This window comes from Segetibacter sp. 3557_3 (assembly GCF_004354985.1).
GTDB lineage: Bacteria > Bacteroidota > Bacteroidia > Chitinophagales > Chitinophagaceae > Segetibacter.
Genome location: NZ_SMSK01000016.1, coordinates 81649 through 99245 on the forward strand (window position 1 = coordinate 81649; position 17597 = coordinate 99245).

At 46.3% G+C, this 17597-nt stretch carries 11 protein-coding genes; 5 read left to right on the top strand and 6 right to left on the bottom strand.

Going from position 1 to position 17597, the window contains the following annotated elements; genetic code table 11:
* The first annotated feature begins 41 nt into the window (after nucleotides 1–41).
* The 4 genes from EXU57_RS19690 (at nucleotide 42) to EXU57_RS19705 (ending at nucleotide 8814) form a co-directional block, all read left to right on the top strand.
* Nucleotides 42–1595: a SusD/RagB family nutrient-binding outer membrane lipoprotein gene (locus EXU57_RS19690; protein WP_243745665.1), complete on the top strand. Its 1554-nt coding sequence runs from the start codon at nucleotides 42–44 to the stop codon at nucleotides 1593–1595.
* Nucleotides 1596–1741: 146 nt separating this feature from the next.
* Nucleotides 1742–2290 carry a hypothetical protein gene (locus EXU57_RS19695; RefSeq protein ID WP_207955544.1) on the top strand — a complete coding sequence of 183 codons (549 nt, stop codon included), beginning with the start codon at nucleotides 1742–1744 and terminating at the stop codon, nucleotides 2288–2290.
* A 116-nt stretch (nucleotides 2291–2406) separates the two neighbouring features.
* Nucleotides 2407–5649 carry a WD40/YVTN/BNR-like repeat-containing protein gene (locus EXU57_RS19700; RefSeq protein WP_207955545.1) on the top strand — a complete coding sequence of 1081 codons (3243 nt, stop codon included), beginning with the start codon at nucleotides 2407–2409 and terminating at the stop codon, nucleotides 5647–5649.
* 399 nt (nucleotides 5650–6048) lie between these two features.
* A complete protein-coding gene (locus EXU57_RS19705) occupies nucleotides 6049–8814 on the top strand; it encodes a M14 metallopeptidase family protein (RefSeq protein WP_133269971.1) in 2766 nt (921 codons plus the stop codon).
* 515 nt (nucleotides 8815–9329) lie between these two features.
* Here the strand turns inward: EXU57_RS19705 and EXU57_RS19710 are convergent.
* Nucleotides 9330–10700 (bottom strand): hypothetical protein, encoded by a 1371-nt coding sequence (locus EXU57_RS19710; protein WP_133269972.1) that lies wholly within the window; start codon nucleotides 10698–10700, stop codon nucleotides 9330–9332.
* Between the two features lie 298 nt (nucleotides 10701–10998).
* On the opposite strand from EXU57_RS19710, the gene EXU57_RS19715 reads away from it, so the two are divergent.
* On the top strand, nucleotides 10999–12159 hold the full coding sequence (locus EXU57_RS19715) for a glycosyltransferase family 4 protein (RefSeq protein ID WP_165958210.1): 1161 nt from the start codon (nucleotides 10999–11001) through the stop codon (nucleotides 12157–12159).
* Between the two features lie 5 nt (nucleotides 12160–12164).
* Here EXU57_RS19715 and EXU57_RS19720 read toward each other — a convergent pair whose 3' ends face one another.
* From EXU57_RS19720 to EXU57_RS19740, 5 genes are all read right to left on the bottom strand, one after another.
* Nucleotides 12165–13172, bottom strand: coding sequence for a glycosyltransferase family 4 protein (locus EXU57_RS19720; RefSeq protein WP_133269974.1), 1008 nt, complete (start codon nucleotides 13170–13172; stop codon nucleotides 12165–12167).
* A 105-nt stretch (nucleotides 13173–13277) separates the two neighbouring features.
* The gene (locus tag EXU57_RS19725) at nucleotides 13278–14213 is read right to left on the bottom strand and encodes a glycosyltransferase family 9 protein (protein ID WP_133269975.1); all 936 of its coding nucleotides are present in this window, start codon (nucleotides 14211–14213) and stop codon (nucleotides 13278–13280) included.
* Nucleotides 14214–14332: 119 nt separating this feature from the next.
* Nucleotides 14333–15328 carry an NAD-dependent epimerase/dehydratase family protein gene (locus EXU57_RS19730; protein WP_133269976.1) on the bottom strand — a complete coding sequence of 332 codons (996 nt, stop codon included), beginning with the start codon at nucleotides 15326–15328 and terminating at the stop codon, nucleotides 14333–14335.
* Nucleotides 15329–15799: 471 nt separating this feature from the next.
* Nucleotides 15800–16819, bottom strand: a complete 1020-nt coding sequence (locus tag EXU57_RS19735) for an MlaD family protein (RefSeq protein ID WP_133269977.1) — start codon at nucleotides 16817–16819, stop codon at nucleotides 15800–15802.
* The gene (locus tag EXU57_RS19740) at nucleotides 16820–17596 is read right to left on the bottom strand and encodes an ABC transporter ATP-binding protein (RefSeq protein WP_133270036.1); all 777 of its coding nucleotides are present in this window, start codon (nucleotides 17594–17596) and stop codon (nucleotides 16820–16822) included.
* Nucleotide 17597: the final 1 nt, after the last annotated feature.

The following is a 17597-nucleotide window of genomic DNA, read 5'->3' on the forward strand; positions in this document are numbered from 1 at the left end:
TGCTATATAAAAACATAAAGCTTTTAACCCTTTTTAGTTGCATGCTATTGTTGACGGCATCATGCAAAAAGTTTATCGACATCAACGATGATCCCAATAACCTGACTACGGCGCAGTTGAGTTTGTTGTTGCCTTCAACGGAGATATCTATGGTCGGCAATATGTACCAGCTCAACAGCGGAGCCGCAACCATCGTACAGCATACCATCTTTTCTTCGGGGTTAAGTCGCTACCAACAAACAGGCACCAGCTTCGACGATTCGTGGGATGGCTTTTATACCCAAACCTTTATCGACATCGAAAGCCTGATTAAACAAGGTACTAGCCAACAGCAATGGGGATACGTTGCTATCGCCAAACTGGAGAAGGCTTATCTGTATAGTTTGATGGTTGATATGTGGGGTAGTGTGCCTTATAACAGTGCAAGTATGGGTGCTGAAAACAGGAGCCCCGTTTTCGAAGAAGGCGCAGCCATCTACGACAGACTTTTTGTACTGATAGATGAAGCAATTGCTGATGCCGGTAAAGTTGCAGGTACGGGCCTAACACCGGCCAGTGCCGATGTGATCTATGGGGGCAGTAAAGATTTATGGATCAAAATGGCAAATGCTTTGAAGCTTAAACTTTTCAACCAGGTACGACTGGTTGATCCTGCAAAATCAGCGGCAGGCATTAAGGCATTATTAACGGCTAACCTTATTAATGCAAATAGTGCCGACTTTACCTTCAGGTTTGGCTCATCGCAAAATCCCAACAACCGCCATCCCTGGCACCGTTCGGAATACCAGGCCGGTAAAACATTTTATGTCAGCCAGTCTTTTTCCGACATGTTGTTCGCTAACGACGATCCAAGATTACGGTATTTCATCTATCGTCAACATGCAACGGCAGGTTTAAACAATGCCGTAAATAGCAATGGCTATTATGGCCGTAATCCCGGCGATGGCACGTCGGTTCCTGCCGACCAAACCAGGCGGTCAACCTTTGGCATTTATCCGGCCGGTGGTTTGTACGACAATGCACCCATTAACAACCTGTCTCCAGCGAATATTTTTCTCAACAATACGGGAGCAACCGGTGGTTTAAAAGTGGTGACCGTTACCGACGGTACCGGAGCCGGTATCATGCCGCTAATCACAAATGCCATGGTTCAGTTTATGCGTGCCGAAGCCGCACTGACCCTCAACACCGGTGATAATGCAAGGCAGCGTTTTATTGATGCTATTACAGCAAATCTCAACAGTATCAGTGCCTATGCAACAGCAAACGGCGGTATTCCTATGCCCGCAACTACCATCAGTGGTTTTGTTGCCAAACTGACGCAGCAATACGATGGGGCAGCAGATGACGCAAAAAGGCTTGAGCTGGTAATGACGCAGAAATACATTGCTACATATGGCAATGGTATGGAAGCCTATAACGATTTCAGAAGAACCGGTTTGCCACAGATGCGTGAGCTCCTGTCGCCTCTTAATTCCTTCCCGATGCGGCTGTACTATTCACAATCCGAATTAAGTACCAATTCCACGGTAATTGCAAATGCAAGCCAGGTGCAAACCGTACAACAAACCACCCCTGTATTCTGGGATAAATAAACCTTTAAGCACAACTTGATTACTGAGGTCAGGGATCACTCAACAAATAATTACAAACATCAATCACTTCTTATGAATCGTTTTTTGCTCTTCGTCACCGCCCTGTTAACAGTGGTACTAAACTCCTGCTCCGAAAAGGAGTACGAATGGGAAACTATACGTATACCGCCGTTCCTATCGTGGAGGTAAATACCGCAAAATCTGCACTGCCAACTTACGCAGCGGCAAAAACATCTTTCTTCAATCTGAAAGATCCCAATGTAGCCAATCAGCAATTCGAGTTTACGTTGAACTGGGAGGGTTTCGGGAGAAGAACGGTGACATCAATCGACGTATATGTGAGCTTCAACAAAAAAGAAGCGAGTGCGCCAGCATACCCGATTGTTATCAGTACCCCCGGCAATGAATATCCCAACATCTTTCAGTTCCCGTTGCCCAGCATTGTGCGCTCTACCGACAAGTTCTACGAAACGGCTACAACCTTTCCCAAAAAATATACATTTACAGCCGCACAGTTAGCAGCTCTTGTCGGGGTAAGTTTGAATGGGATCGAAGTAAATGATTATATCTTATTCAAGTTTATGGTAACGCTTGAAGATGGGCATAAAATCGCAACATTTTTCAACAACGTTTGCGATGAGTCGAGAGGAGAACCCGGTGATTGCAGGGTAGGGGTACGCTTCAAAAATCAATAATCCTGCTTAAACTACCATCAACTCTATAACATGCTTCCATAATCATTTATCTGAAATCTATGAAGATGAACAATACCGATATGAACAACAACAAACACTCAATTTATAAAGCGCACATGAGAAAAATCCTACGCCTTGCTTTATGCTTCACCGGAATGCTTCACCTTGTTTACTCACCGGCCGGTCCCTTATATGCACAGGACTCCAATGGGCCGGCGGCAGATAAAAAGGTGAGCACTTCCGCAGGTGCACCGCCCGCTGCGAATGCGAATGCATCCGTTCTAAAATCCATGCAGTGGCGACTGATTGGTCCATACAGGGGAGGCCGTTCCGTTGCCGTAGCAGGTCACCCAACTGAAAAGAATACTTTTTACATGGGTACAACCGGTGGTGGTGTATGGAAAACAACCGACGGCGGTAAAGCCTGGCAGAATGTTTCCGATGGGTTCTTTAAAACGGGATCCGTTGGTGCAGTTGCCGTTTCCACATCCAATCCCGAGGTGATTTATGTAGGCATGGGCGAGCATACCCTTCGCGGAAATACCTCGCACGGCGATGGTGTTTACAAGTCGACAAATGGTGGTAAAACATGGGACTATACGGGGCTCAAAAACACCTATCATATCGGTTCTGTAATAGTCCATCCAAGGAACCCCGACATCGTTTACGTTGCAGCGATTGGCCATGCATTTGGTGCAAACGAGGATCGTGGTGTATTCCGTACCAAAGATGGCGGTAAAACGTGGAAAAAGGTTCTGTACAAGAGTCCTGATGTGGGTGCCATTGATATGAGTATGGATCCAACAAATCCCGATGTATTGTATGCCTCTACATTCGAGTTCCGCAGGTTCGAGTGGGGTGTTCGCAGTTCAGGACCCGGTGCCGGCATCCATAAGTCGATGGATGGTGGCGAAACGTGGACCGACATTACGCTTAACCCGGGGCTTCCAACCGGTAAAAACCGCGGTAGAATAGGTCTTGCTGTATCGCCCGCAAAACCCGATCGTGTTTGGGCGATCATCGAAGCAGAAAACAACCAGACAGGCATCTACCGTACCGACGATTCGGGTGCACACTGGCAATTGGTTAGCCAGTTTGCCGAAGTACATCAACGCCCCTGGTATTACCATAGTCTTACCGCCGATCCCAAAGACAGCTCTACGCTTTGGGTAATGAATATTGGTTTTTGGAAGTCGACCGATGGTGGTAAGAAGTTTACCAGTGTGGCAACACCACACGGCGACAATCATCAACTATGGATCGATCCTGCCGATAACACAAGGATGATCGAAGCCAACGACGGAGGTGCCACCGTAACCTTTGATGGCGGCAAATCGTGGTCATCGATTTATAACCAGCCCACAGCTCAAATGTATCATGTGATCGCCGACAATAAGTTCCCTTACCGGGTGTATGGCTCACAGCAGGATAACTCCACCATTTCCGTTCCAATGCGTTCCGATAATGGAGCAATATATCCTGATGACCTGTATTCCATTGGTGGTGGTGAGTCCGGTTACATAGCGTTTGATAAAAATAATCCTAAACTCATCTTCGCTGCAAACCATCACTGGATCACAAAGCTCAATATGGAGTCTAACCAGATCTCCGATGTGTCTGTTGTTCCGGAGGATAATTATGGCTACGGTTCGGCCGACATCAAGTACCGTTTTCAATGGACCTTTCCCATCATTGTATCGCCGCACAACAGCAACGTGCTTTATGCTACATCCTCGTACGTGCATCGTTCACTCGACCAGGGCAACAGCTGGGAGGTGATCAGTCCGAACCTCACACGATCCGAACCACGTACGCTTGAAAAAACACCTACCCGCGATAACCCGGAGATTGGCCCTGACTGGGGACCGGTGGTAAGGGACAATACCGGGGTTGAATGGTACGGAACCATCTTTGCATTTGCCGAGTCGCCAATAAAGGCCGGTGTGCTTTGGTCGGGTTCCGACGATGGTTTTATCCAGTTGTCGCTCGACAACGGTAAAACATGGAAAAACGTTTCACCCAAAGGTATTCCTGAGTTTTCGCGTATGAGTATTATTGATGCTTCGAGCCACGATCCCGCGACTGCGTATGTTGCCGCTATTCGTTATAAGCAAGACGACTTTCATCCATACATCTACAAAACAAGCGACTATGGTAAAACCTGGAAGAAGATCACCAACGGTATTCCTGAAGATGAGTTTACCCGCGTAGTTCGTGAAGACCCTAAAACTAAAGGTTTGTTATATGCCGGTACAGAAAAAGGAATTTATGTATCGTTCAACGATGGTGAAAACTGGGAGTCGTTACAAATGAATCTGCCCGTTGTACCCATTCACGACCTTGCGATACAGGATAACAGCCTTGTTGCAGCAACCCATGGCCGTTCGTTCTGGGTGCTCGATAACCTGTCTACATTAGGGCAAATGAATGGGGATGTACAAAATGCCCCCGTGTTCTTATTCAAACCCGCACCTACCGTCAGGTACCGCGGAGGCGGCAAGCGGTCGGTGATTGGTTTTGAAGGTGCGGCACCACAGAACGTAGGTCAGAACCCGGCGTCGGGTGTTACCGTGCAATACTATCTAAAAGAGAAACCGAGGGGAGAGGTTTCCATGGAGTTTTTGGATGCATCGGGTAAAGTGATAAAGTCGTACAAAACCAAACCCGACACTACAGCAAGTATCTCCGATTCGGCTGTAAAGGCAAGAGAGGTGGAAATGCGTGTGCCCTTGAGGCGGGGCGCCCGTCGCGATCTTTTCCTTACCGCACAACAGGGTGGAAATAAGTTTGTATGGGACGACATGCGTTACCAGGATCCCGAGGCACTGGAGGGTGTGGTTACACACGGTGCTGCAAGAGGGCCACTTATCATACCCGGTAAATACAAGGTTCGCCTCACCGTTGATGGCAAAACCATCACCGAGGACTTCGAGGTGGTGAAAGATCCGCGCATCCCGATGACCGCCGCTGAGTTCAAAGAACAATATGAACTGTTGTTGAAAATAGGCGATAAGGTGACTGCCCTTCGCACAGCAGTAAAAGACATTCGTAAGATGAGGTTACAGCTGGATAGCACCAAAGCCGATAAAGCTACAGATGCTTTACGCGAAAGGTTGTTGCGCATCGAAGACGAACTGATACAGGTTAAGGCAAAGGCAAACCAGGACCTTACTAACTATCCGGTTAAGCTGGATACCAAGCTCATATCGCTTGCGAACTTTGTTGAGTCGGGCGATGTAAAACCTGCAATGCAGCATAAGCAAAAGTTCGTTGAACTTTCCGAAAAACTCACCATGCAATTACAAAAGCTGGATGAGGTAAAAAAGGTGATGCCTGCAAGACCCAAACGTGGCTTCTGATTACTGCAGCCTGGGCTGCCAATGCCCTGATCACATTAGCAATGATTCTACCAATTTAGTTTTTAATTTGGGCGTTCCCCCCAACTTGGGTTGGGGGTCGGGCTTTTCACTGCAAGTCCTCGTGGCCACGCCTTAAAGCGTGGCCACTCCGGGCTTTCCGTTTCAATCCCTAACGCAACGTTTGTGCACAACATTACCTCGCGATATTTCAGACGCGTTTACGTAGAACCATTGTTCTCCATAGAACCGGTTCGTTAAGCTTCTTTGTAAACGTAGCTGCGCAGTGTTATGTCGCACAAGAGTGCGACGCAACGATGCTACATTGGAAATACTATCGCCTGGCCCAAAAAGTTACTAAGCCGTGACGGCAATATTCTCTAATCTAAAATTACCAGGTCAATGATCCGACTGTTATGTTTTGTGGTTCTCCTTGTTGTTGTGCAGCTGTCATCTTCTATCCGGGCACAGGATATTCCTTCTCCTAAATCGCATTTTGGTTTCGACATCGGCGACGATTATAAACTTGCGACCTATACACAAACAGAGGCTTATTTCAAAAAACTTGCTGAAGCATCCGATCGCATCAAACTGGTCGAGATTGGCAAAACCGAAGAAGGGCGCCATCAATATATGTTGATCGTATCTGCACCCGAAACGTTGAAGAACCTCGATCATTTTAAAAGCATTTCACAAAAGCTTGCGCATGCCGATCAACTTACCGATGCACAGGCCGGGGATCTTGCCGCAGAAGGTAAGGCCGTGGTATGGATCGATGGCGGTTTGCACGCAACGGAGGTTGTGGGTATACACCAGCTCATCGAAACCATTTACCAGGTGGTTAGCCGCAACGACCGTGAGACTGGGAACATTCTTAAAAATACCATCATCCTTTTTACTCACGCTAATCCCGATGGCCAGGAGCTGGTATCGAACTGGTACATGAGTCAACCCGACGTTAAAAAACGAAACACCAATATTCCACGGCTTTACCAGAAGTATATCGGACACGATAATAACCGCGACTTCTTTATGATGAACATGAAGGAAACCCAAAACATCACTCGCCAGCAATATGTAGAGTGGATCCCGCAGATCGTTTACAACCATCACCAAACAGGTCCCCCCGGGTCCGTTGTTGCAGGTCCTCCATACCGCGATCCATTTAACTATGCATTCGATCCCCTTATCATCACGAGTTTAGATGAGGTGGGCGCGGCTATGAATAACCGGTTGAACAGGGAAGGGAAACCAGGCTATACGCAACGAGCAGGTTCGGTGTTTTCTACCTGGTGGAACGGTGGCCTTCGCACGACCCCTTACTTCCACAACATGATCGGCCTGCTTACCGAGATCATTGGCAATCCAACCCCGTCAAAGATCCCGCTTGTGCCCGGCCGGTTAATTCCCAATGGTGCAACGCCCAACCCAATCAAGCCGCAGGACTGGCATTTCAGGCAATCGATCGACTACTCGGTTTCATTGAACTATGCTGTGCTAAACTATGCGGTAAACAATCGTGAGAACCTGCTTTATGGTATTTATAAAATGGGAAAAAATGCAATCGAAAAGGGAAGTAAAGACCACTGGTCATTTTCTCCAAAATACATCGATTCTATCGCCGGTGCTTTCAGGAAAGATCCGAAGAACAGCAAGGCTGGTGAAGGCACCGTTGCGGCAAGGTTAAGCCTGATGGACACCATTCCTGCAAGGTATTACGACAGTGTTTATAGCGATCGTACATTCCGCGACCCCAGGGCATATATCCTATCATCTGCACAACCTGATTTTCCAACCGCAACCCAGTTTATCAATGCACTCATCAGGTCGGGGGTGCAGGTACATACTGCCACCAGCGCGTTTAATGTCGCTGGCAAAATTTATCCTACGGGTTCATACGTGGTGAAAACAGCACAGGCGTTTCGTCCGCACATTCTCGACATGTTTGAGCCGCAGGATCATCCGAACGACTTTTTGTATCCCGGTGGCCCGCCCGTTCGCCCTTATGACGCAGCCGGGTGGACGCTCGCCTATACCATGGGTGTACAATTCGACCGGGTGCTTGATGGTTTTGATGCACCTCTCCAAGCAATCGCTTACGGCGAGCTTCAAACACCACAGGGCAGGGTAGATGCTGGATCAGGCGCAGCGGGTTACCTGCTCGATTCGCGGGTGAACCGGGCATTTGTTGTAGTTAACGATCTGCTGGCAGGCGGGGCACCTGTATATCGCCTTGCTGCTGCTGAGGGTAAGATGAAAGCCGGGGATTTCTTTGTTCCTGCCGGCGGAAAAGCTGCGGCACTGCTTCAGAAATCGGCTGCAGGTTCTGGCATCAGCGTTACAGCTGTTTCAAAACGGCCTGCAGTTCAACTCAAAAAAGTGTCGCCATTGCGGATAGCGCTTTGGGATGTTTATGGCGGTTCGATGCCATCGGGTTGGGTGCGGTGGCTGATGGAGCAGTACCACTTTGCTGCACAAGTTGTTTATGCGCCGGAAATCAACACTGCAAATCTGGCCGCTAAATACGATGTTATTGTTTTTGTTACAGGTGCTATACCCCCATTAGGCAGGGGAGAACCAGGAAGAGGCAACTACAACCGCATGCCCAATCCGCAGGAAGTGCCGGAGGAATTTCGCCCGCACCTGGGACGATTAAATGCGGATACCACTATTCCGCAGTTGCAGAAATTTTTAACTGCGGGCGGAAGGATCGTCACCATAGGCAGCAGTACAAACCTGGCTTACCATCTAAAGCTTCCTGTTCGCCATGCACTCACCGAAGTAGTTGCAGGTGAAGAACGCACCCTGCCGGGGGAGAAATATTATATTCCCGGAAGCATTTTACGGGCAAGTATCGATAGCGTGCAGATGCCAGCCTGGGGAATGGCTTCAGCAGGCGACATATATTTCGACGCGAGTCCTGTATTTAAGGTGGCGCCGGAGAGCATTGCCAATGGCAGTATTAAACCGCTGATGTGGTTCAGCAGCAACAAGCCGCTGCGGAGTGGCTGGGCCTGGGGACAAACGTATTTGCAGGATGGCATAGCGGCATTCTCCGCGAAAGTGGGTAAGGGAACCCTGTATGCATTTAGTCCGGAGATTACCTTTCGCGGCCAGACACATGGAACATTCAAGCTGTTGTTTAACCAGCTGTATGGATTGGAGTGAGGTGAGTCAAAAGTCAAAATGCAAAATGTAAAATTAAAAATGCAAAACTTGTCCTGTGAAACTCGCGGTTTGTGCGAAAATGTTTTCGGATGACTGATTGATCAGTTGATCAGTTGATAAGTTTAGTGGTAGAGAAGGTGATTGGTTGAGAGGTTGACAAGTTGAGAAGTTGACTGGTTGAAATGTTGATAGGTTGATCAGTTGAGAGGTTGAATAGTTGATAAGTTGACTAATTGATAAGCTGACTGGTTGAGAAGTTGACTAGTTAAAAAGTTGACTAGTTGAGATGTTGATTACTTAACCATTAGCTGTGAAGGAACCATTTTTAATTTTGCATTCTCGAGTCCCCCTTTGGCGCAGGAACGCTTTTTAATTGTACATTTTAAATTTTTTAATTTGGATCGCAACCCTCCTTCCCCGCAGTAACCCTTTTTTAATTTTACATTTTTAATTTTGCATTTGTTCGAGTACCTCAACCCGCGCAGGAATCCTTTTTAATTTTTAATTGCGACTATTCACCCTATCGCCGGATCCCTGTCTGAAACCCTGGTGGAGATAAATCTGATGATCAGGTACATAAAGAATGCATTCTTGACTACGCCATTAATTAAACTCAGGAAGTCCGCCTCACTGCCGACAAGGATCTCGAAAAAGATCGGGAACAATACCAGTATCAATGGGTTTTCGAGTGAGAGGGTAAGCACCTTTCGCATAAACCAACCAATGGCGGTACCATATAGGAACATAAAGAATACGGCACCAAGTTTACCAAAATTTACATAGGACTCCCCCAGCAAGCCGATATTCATACTTGTACCTTCAACTAAAACAATGTTGGTAAACGTTTCTATCTTCTGCCTGCCACCAGCTTCCTCTTTTTCGGGGTTCAGGACCCTAGGAATAAAGGCGTCGCGCACCGAAGTAAGAATAGTTAAGCCATTGTAAAACGGCACCGACTCGGGCACCTTTTCCATTGCGGCACTAACCAGCCACGCCTGGTTCAACCGGTGAAGTATGGGCAGGTAATACTCTACTGACATCGGATCCTGCTCCTGCAGGATGCGCTGAAACGAGTTATAAAATGCTCCTGAATTACCGTCTTCATTTCCCAGCCATATCACATTTCTATAATCGGTTTTGATGTTTTGCAGTAATGCAAGTGCCCATATACCAACAATACCGATAATGGAGAATAGCAGGTAATTAAACTTTCTTGTTGAGAGTATTTTTTGCGTTAAGAAGATGAGGCTTGTGTACAGTATGAAATAAGTAAAGCTACCGAACATACCGCTTCGCATGACTCCATATAGGTTAAGCGCAAGCCCTGCTACAAAATAGATGTTGGTTATTGAACGGTAGTAAAGTGCCAGACCGATCAATGCACAGGAAAAAAAGTTGGTTAGGGTATAGGTGACATAGCTAAGTGCACTGATGTTAAACGATTGGATAACGGTACCGATAGCACCCAGGATAAATATATAAAACAGGCTTTCTTTTTTGATGATCTCCCGGAAGTTGGTGAGGAAGTTTAGCCAGGGTTCGGGCGGTATCTTCACAACAGTGTACCCCAGCAATAGTGCCTGGCAGGTTAAAAAAGAAAATGGGATATATTCCTCAAGACTTACCCTTGTATAAAAGTCGTCTCCAACCTTTAACTCATCCCCCTTCAAAACATTGAGCAGGGTTAGCGCAACCGTATTTTGAACCAGGTACATCAGGGCAATCAATTCTCCGAATGGAACGGTTTGTTTTAAACAGTTCACAAAATTGATGATGGATAGAGCAGTAAATAAGATGATCAGTCCCGTCCATACACCGAGGTCGACGTTGCTCACATACAGGATCAGTGATAGAATAAAAAGTGAACCCAAAATAGGTTTCATCATTTTTTACTTTAAATTTAGTCTCTCTAACAATTGATCTCTTTCGGTAAGAATATTGTGATGGAGCAACCTGTTTGGATGTAATGGTTGGCTCGAATGGAAGTTTGATGTCGGTATAAATTTATGGAAATTCATTCAACTTGAACATTGCATTTGCGAAATGCCTGGCAGGTTCATGTTGAGCTACTGTTTCCGGATCATAGGAATGTTAATCCAATATTTAGCAATTGTCACCCGGTACATAAGGCAATGTTGGACACTTGTTTTTTCCACGCTATATAAGGCTGTAACCACTCCCGTAATGCCCTTAACTGAATCGAAAAAAGTGCTGATTTGTACTGCACATTTTGCCCCGGCGTATACGGCCGGGGGAATAGTAAGATCGCTTGAAAACCTGGTGCGGTACCTTGAGACCGACGTGCAGTATTTTGTGCTTGCCGGTGATACCCACCTCGACCCAAATGAACCACTAACCGGGATCAGCAGGGATGAGTGGATGACCTTTACTCCCAACTGCCGGATCATGTACGTGTCTGCAGCCAAAAGGGATTATGCTTCGGTAAAAGCATTGATGCATTCGTTACAGGCAGATGTTGTTTACATCAATGGCCTGTACTCGCTGGCATTTGGTATGTACCCGATTTATATTGGAAAGGCGATGTCGCCTAAACCCCTCATCATATTAGCGCCGTGGGGTGCACTTCATGTAGGTAACCTTGCAATGAAACCTTTTAAGAAAAAGGTGTTTTTAAAACTGTTCAGGTTGGCCGGGCTGGATAGGGCAGTTCGCTGGCATGTGATGGACAATAGTGAATTCGACGATGTTGTACGCGTATTTGGAAAGCGAAACGACATCATGGTTGCCAATGCTATTCCGGATATGGTTACCCGCTCTTTAGTACCCGGGCAAAAAACGGTCAATCACCTGAAGCTCATTTCAGTGTCATTGGTAACGCCAAATAAAGGGCATATGCGGGTGTTAAACGCGTTGAAAGAACTGGATAGTACCCTTTCCGTTGAACTCGACATCTATGGCCCGGTAAAGGATGAAGTATTTTGGGAAAGTTGTAAACAGTTTATTGCAACATTGCCACCTTCGATTAAAGTACTGTACCATGGTTTTATTCAGCCAACAGAAATTTTTGCTGCATTGTCACGGGCTCACTTCTTTATATTGCTCAGCCAGGGTGAAAACTTTTGCCAGGCAATTTTTGAGTCTTTCAACGTGGGCAGACCAGTTATCACGAGCGACCAAACACCATGGCGCAAATTAGATGAACAAAAAGCTGGCTGGGACCTGAGCCTTAATGATCCCAAATCCATTGTGGATGCAATAACAACCGCTTGTAAAATGCCACAAGAGGTTTATGATATGTATTGCCATAACGCCCAGAAGGTAGCCCTGGATTATATTGCTACCGCCGACTTTCCAACCCAGTACAACCGCTTGTATGCGCGTTAAACGTTTTAGGTAACATTATTTGCTATAGTCTTATATAAGGCAACATACTGTTCGATGGTTTTGGCCATCGAAAATCGCTGCACGTTTATAAAGCCAAGTTCCACCAATTTTTCGCGGTATCCCGGATCTTCTAAAACCTTTACGATGCCCGCCCGGATTGATGCAACGTCATATGGATCTACCAGGCAGGCGCCTTCGCCAGCTACATCCGGTAAACACGACACTTTGCTCGTAACCAGCGGACGTCCTATGGATTGTGCTTCAAGTATGGGGTTGCCAAAACCTTCGTAGGTTGATACAAATGCAAGGAGGTCGCAATCCTGGTATTGCCGGATTACTTCTTCATTGGTGAGGTTGTAATGATTTATATAATCCAGCCCGTGTTTTTGCAAGAGTGCTTTATCAACAGCTGTTAAGTTGCCAATGACCACCAGCCGGCAGTAAACCCCCTCAAGCGCCTCGATTAATCGAGGAAGGTTTTTGTTTGGTGCCGTTCCAAGATGCAGGACCGTAGGCTTTTCCACGATTTGCTTTGCGGGGCTTGGTTCAAACCCGACCGGAATGGCATGATGGATAATGTGGATTTTATCGGGGTTTACCTTTACATATTTCAACACTTCTTCTTTGGTTGCTTGCGTGGGCACTGTTATGTAACGCGAACGCGCTATAGGTAGTCTTAACCAAAACATGCGCAATACCATCCGGGCAATTGCACCCTTATTATTCATGAAACCACAATCATGTATGGTGAGAATTGTTTTCCGTTTTTTCAGCAGTAATGCGATATAATGCACATCCCCGGTGATATGATTAACATCGCCTTGCCTGAATGCTGCCTCAAGCGTGTTGTATATTCTTGGCCATAGCCCGTTGCTGACACGCCCGCAAACTGCTGCTTCATCGTGAATGAAGTGGGGCATGTTGTGTTGTACCCTTTTAAAATAAGCTTCGATGCTAAAGTTTTTCAGCGTTCTCGGCTTTTGATAGTAGTAAACTACTTTAATTCGGTTCACCGTTGGTATCTGGGTTTATTCGGTAAGGCGGTGCGTTCATGGTTGATGGCATTACCAGTTTGTAATCCCCTTAATGGATGATAGTGTTTGACTAAGGATGCTGACCTATACCAGGGACGGACTATAGCCTGCATTATGTTTGATCAGCGGGTTTACGGGAATACTCCGGATGGCATTGATAATGTCTTCAACTGAAATCGCGTCTACGGCTTTTGCACAATATTCCGTACGGTAGTAAGCTTCATGAAGGTATGGCGAGACAACTTTGGCAAGCCTTCCATAGTCGTAAATCTCGGCGGGGCTTGTGCAGGAAAAAATTCCCACTACCGGTTTCTTCAGCGCAAGAGCAATGTGCAGGCATAACGTATCCCCGCAGATAATCATGGATGCACCTGCAATATCATCGATGTATTCGCTAAGACTTGCCTTGTTTTCAAATGAGATGCTTTGATAACCCATGTGGTCGAGCCTGGCTGTAAGTGCGCTATAACCGTTCCATCGCTTGGTTGGCCATCGGTTTCCTGATCTCGTCTCCATTCCTATCCTCCCTGGCGCACTTTCGTCGCTGCACGACTCACGTACCAGGTATTCTTCCCCGTTAAATTCATAGCCCAACATCCGAAAGAGTATCGCCTGGTACGAATGGTTGTTGTGCCATTTCAACTCGTTTGCCCGTGTCTTGCCATACCTTGATATCAGTCCCATATCAAACCATTCCCTTGCAGAGTCGGTATAACTAATTTTGCCATCATCCATAAAACAACCCACTCTTGTTCTACAGGTTAGCTGGCTCGCGAGTTGAGCACAAATCAGGTCTTCGTCAAGTGATATCACCAACTCGAAATCCTGGCTAAAAACGTTCATTGAATAGATGTTCTCCATCGCTAACACCCTCAGGTTAGGCAGTGATGTTGGCAGGAGAGCCATGTTGTATGCGGAAGTGACCCACGTGATGTTATCCTTTACAAAAAGGTGCAACAGGACTGTTGTTCGCACAACATCACCCGAAGCGCCTGTTTTAATAATCAGAATGTCTGCCATGCTGTTGCCAGGGTAATGCTAAAAACGTTGTAGATGTTGTTGTCGACTTTGGTGAGGTCGTTTTTGCCGGAAATTATTGCTCCGGATTGAAAAACATCGGACGATCGTTCACCAAAAGATCAGTTGATGGCGGCCTGGCTTTCCATCAGTTTATTTTGTTGGCTCACCTGGTATTCAATAATCTTGTCAATCGTTTGATGCCAGTGGATTGCTGGTTTCCAACCGGTCATTGTTTGAAGTTTTGTTAGCAACGGGCGGCGGAAGTGTATATCTCTGCCTTCGGTACGCTGGTACGGTACAGGAACAAAAACGATAGGGGATGAGGAACCTGTCGCGTGCTTAATGTATTCCGCCAGCTGAAGGATTGTTATGTTTTCGTCGCCACCGATGTTGAATACGTTGCCATAGGCTTCCGGGATGTCGAGCAATTGCAGCACAACGTTAACCATGTCATCTACATCTGCAAAACTTCTTGTTTGGCTGCCATCGCCATAGATGGTGATTGCCTTACCGGATAGTGCCTGCTTGATAAAGGTTGGGGTAACCATACCGTGTGCATCCGACTGCCTTGTGCCAATTACGTTAAAAAAACGCGCAGTAATTACTGGTAAGCCATATCGGTTGAAGTAGTTGTTGCAATAGTGTTCGGAGGTTAGTTTGCCAACAACATAGGCAGCTCGTCCACAATGGGTGGATGGGATAATTACATGATCAGTTTCAGCAGAAAACGGATGATCGGTATTGCCATAGACTTCAGAGGTGCTTGCAAAAAAGACCTTGCAGTTGTACTTTAACGCAACATCTAAGACGATCCTTGTAGTTGCTGAATTATTTTCCAGGGTTTCCAGTGGGTCATCCATGACCTTGTTCACACCAACCGTTGCAGCCAGGTGAATAATGACATCATTTTTCGAAATAACCTTACTCCAGTGGGTAATGGACCTGACATCCTTTTCAATAACACTGAAGTTTTTGCCGGCGAGGAGATGATCGACATTATTGATGTTTCCGGTAACGAGGTTATCAATTGCCACCACCTGTTTTCCACCAGACACAAGTTTTTGGCAAAGGTGGGACCCAATGAAGCCTGCGCCACCTGTAACAATATATTTCATGTAGTATTAGTAATTCCAATCAATATAATACATAAATAGTTACTGGTTAACAGATAATTGCCTTTTTAAGAGATTTTAATTTGGAGATTTCCTGTCAATACATGTGGGCTTGCTGATCAGCAAATGCCTGCCCGGATGATTAATTACACTTGGGTATGTAAACTCTTGCAACAGACAGGTAGATCTGTCTGTAGTAATATCGCGCGATCTTGTTTTACATTTTTAAGTATCAAGCTGAGATACTCCCCGGTGGAACTGCGGTACAAGGTGCGACGCCCCCGTCCGAATGGCTTCAGCCGGGCGGATGTCCGACTGGCGCAGCCGGGGGTGCAACGATGTCCCATGACATTTCCATGCTAGGTTCAAAAGGAGCTTCTAAATTGAACATCACAACTCGGGATGCTGTACACGGGTGAGTATTCGGGGCTTTATAGTTACCTGCGCTCCCGTCGATTATTCCAGGAAATATTTTTATTCAGCAGGTGCAATTATCAATGTGTCTCTTTGTGCCTTCGCGTCGCGTTTGGCTTTCTTCCGGAAAAAACCACGTAGCAAAAAATTATGCTGCAGGGCTTCCAGGTTTTCATCAAGCTTTTGGGTACCCGAATTCAGGTTGTTTAGAATCACCCTGATGTCTTTTGCCGCTGCTTCATCTTTAAGCAGCATACCCACCGGCGACTTACTGTTGTTTACACCGGTATTAATGTCGGAGCTGGTTTGCTTAAGGTTCACGACAACGTCGTTTGCTGTTTTGGAAATTTCATCCAATTCCCTGGCGGTAGATCTGAGTTGGGAGAAAATTATGGTATCGTTTACCAATTGATTTGCGAACGACTGTTTATTATTAAGCTGGGCGGTATAATTTGCTATTGATGTAGTAAGTCGCTCGGTATTTGCGGATGCCCGGCGGAGGGTTGCCATCACTGTGGAGAGTTGGGTTGCCAGCTGATCGTCAGACAACAGTTTGCCGATTGTGCCTTCGCCATTGTTGAGCCGTTTACTTACTGCTTTAAGATCGGTTGTAATATCCAGCAGGTTCCGGTTATTTGCCTGGAAGGTACCCATCATCTCTTCGGTGCCTAGTGTTTTTTCAACAGCAAGAATATCGCCATCGTCTACTGCCCCCGCCTGCGGAGTACCGCCGATAATCTCAATGATTTTACTGCCGATAAAACTTTCGGAGCTGATTTTAGCGCGGGCATTTTTCCGGATGTATTCCACCGATTTTTCTTCGATGGTTAAATCAACTTCCACCTGGGATGTGCCGGTAAAAGAAATACGTTTTACGGTACCAATTTTTACACCCGAAAACCAGACGTTGTTTCCTTTGAGCAAGCCCTGTACATCGTCGAAAACGGCACGTACGGTTATCGAATTTCTAAACGTCTTTTTCTGACCGCCAAGCGTAAGAATGGTGACAATCAATATGGCAATACCAAGGAAAATAAATATACCAACGATGGCTGCCCTTTTGGTTTGTGCGGCTTTCATTTATTGAATAAAATTATAGTTGTAAAAATGTTGGATCCGTTCATCGTCCGATGATTCAAACACTTCATCGAAGCTGCCTTGTTTAACAAACTTACCATCCAGCAACATCGCAACCCGGTCGCCTGTAGTTTTTGCACACGTCAGGTCGTGGGTGATGATGATGGAACTGGTTTTATATTGCTCCTTAACCTTGTTGATCAGGTTATTGATTTCTATACAGGTTATAGGATCGAGACCTGCCGTTGGTTCGTCGTACAACATGATCTCGGGTTGGAGTATAAGGGTGCGAGCAATACCGATCCGTTTTCTTTGGCCCCCCGATAATTCCGAAGGCATCTGACTTATTGTTTCACTGAGCCCGACCGCGTTTAATACGGTTTGAACGGCGTTATCAATCTCTTTACGACTAAGGTGTTTCGAATTTCTTACCAGCGGGAATTCCAGGTTTTCGCCGACGGTCATGCTATCATAAAGGGCGCTGTTTTGAAAGGAGAAACCGATCTTAAGGCGCAGTTCCTGCAATTGTTTTCCGCTTAAACGCTCCACCTCGTATCCCAGCACATTTACGCTTCCCCGGTCTTGTTTTAATAAACCGGTGATGATCTTAATCAATACTGATTTGCCCGTGCCCGACCTTCCGAGGACGACTACGTTTTCACCTTTATTAACATGAAGATCAACACCCTTTAACACATGTTTGCTCCCGAACGACTTGTACAGGTCTTTGATTGATATCACCTGGTCACGGTCAACACTGGCGGGCTGTTTTAGTTCCATC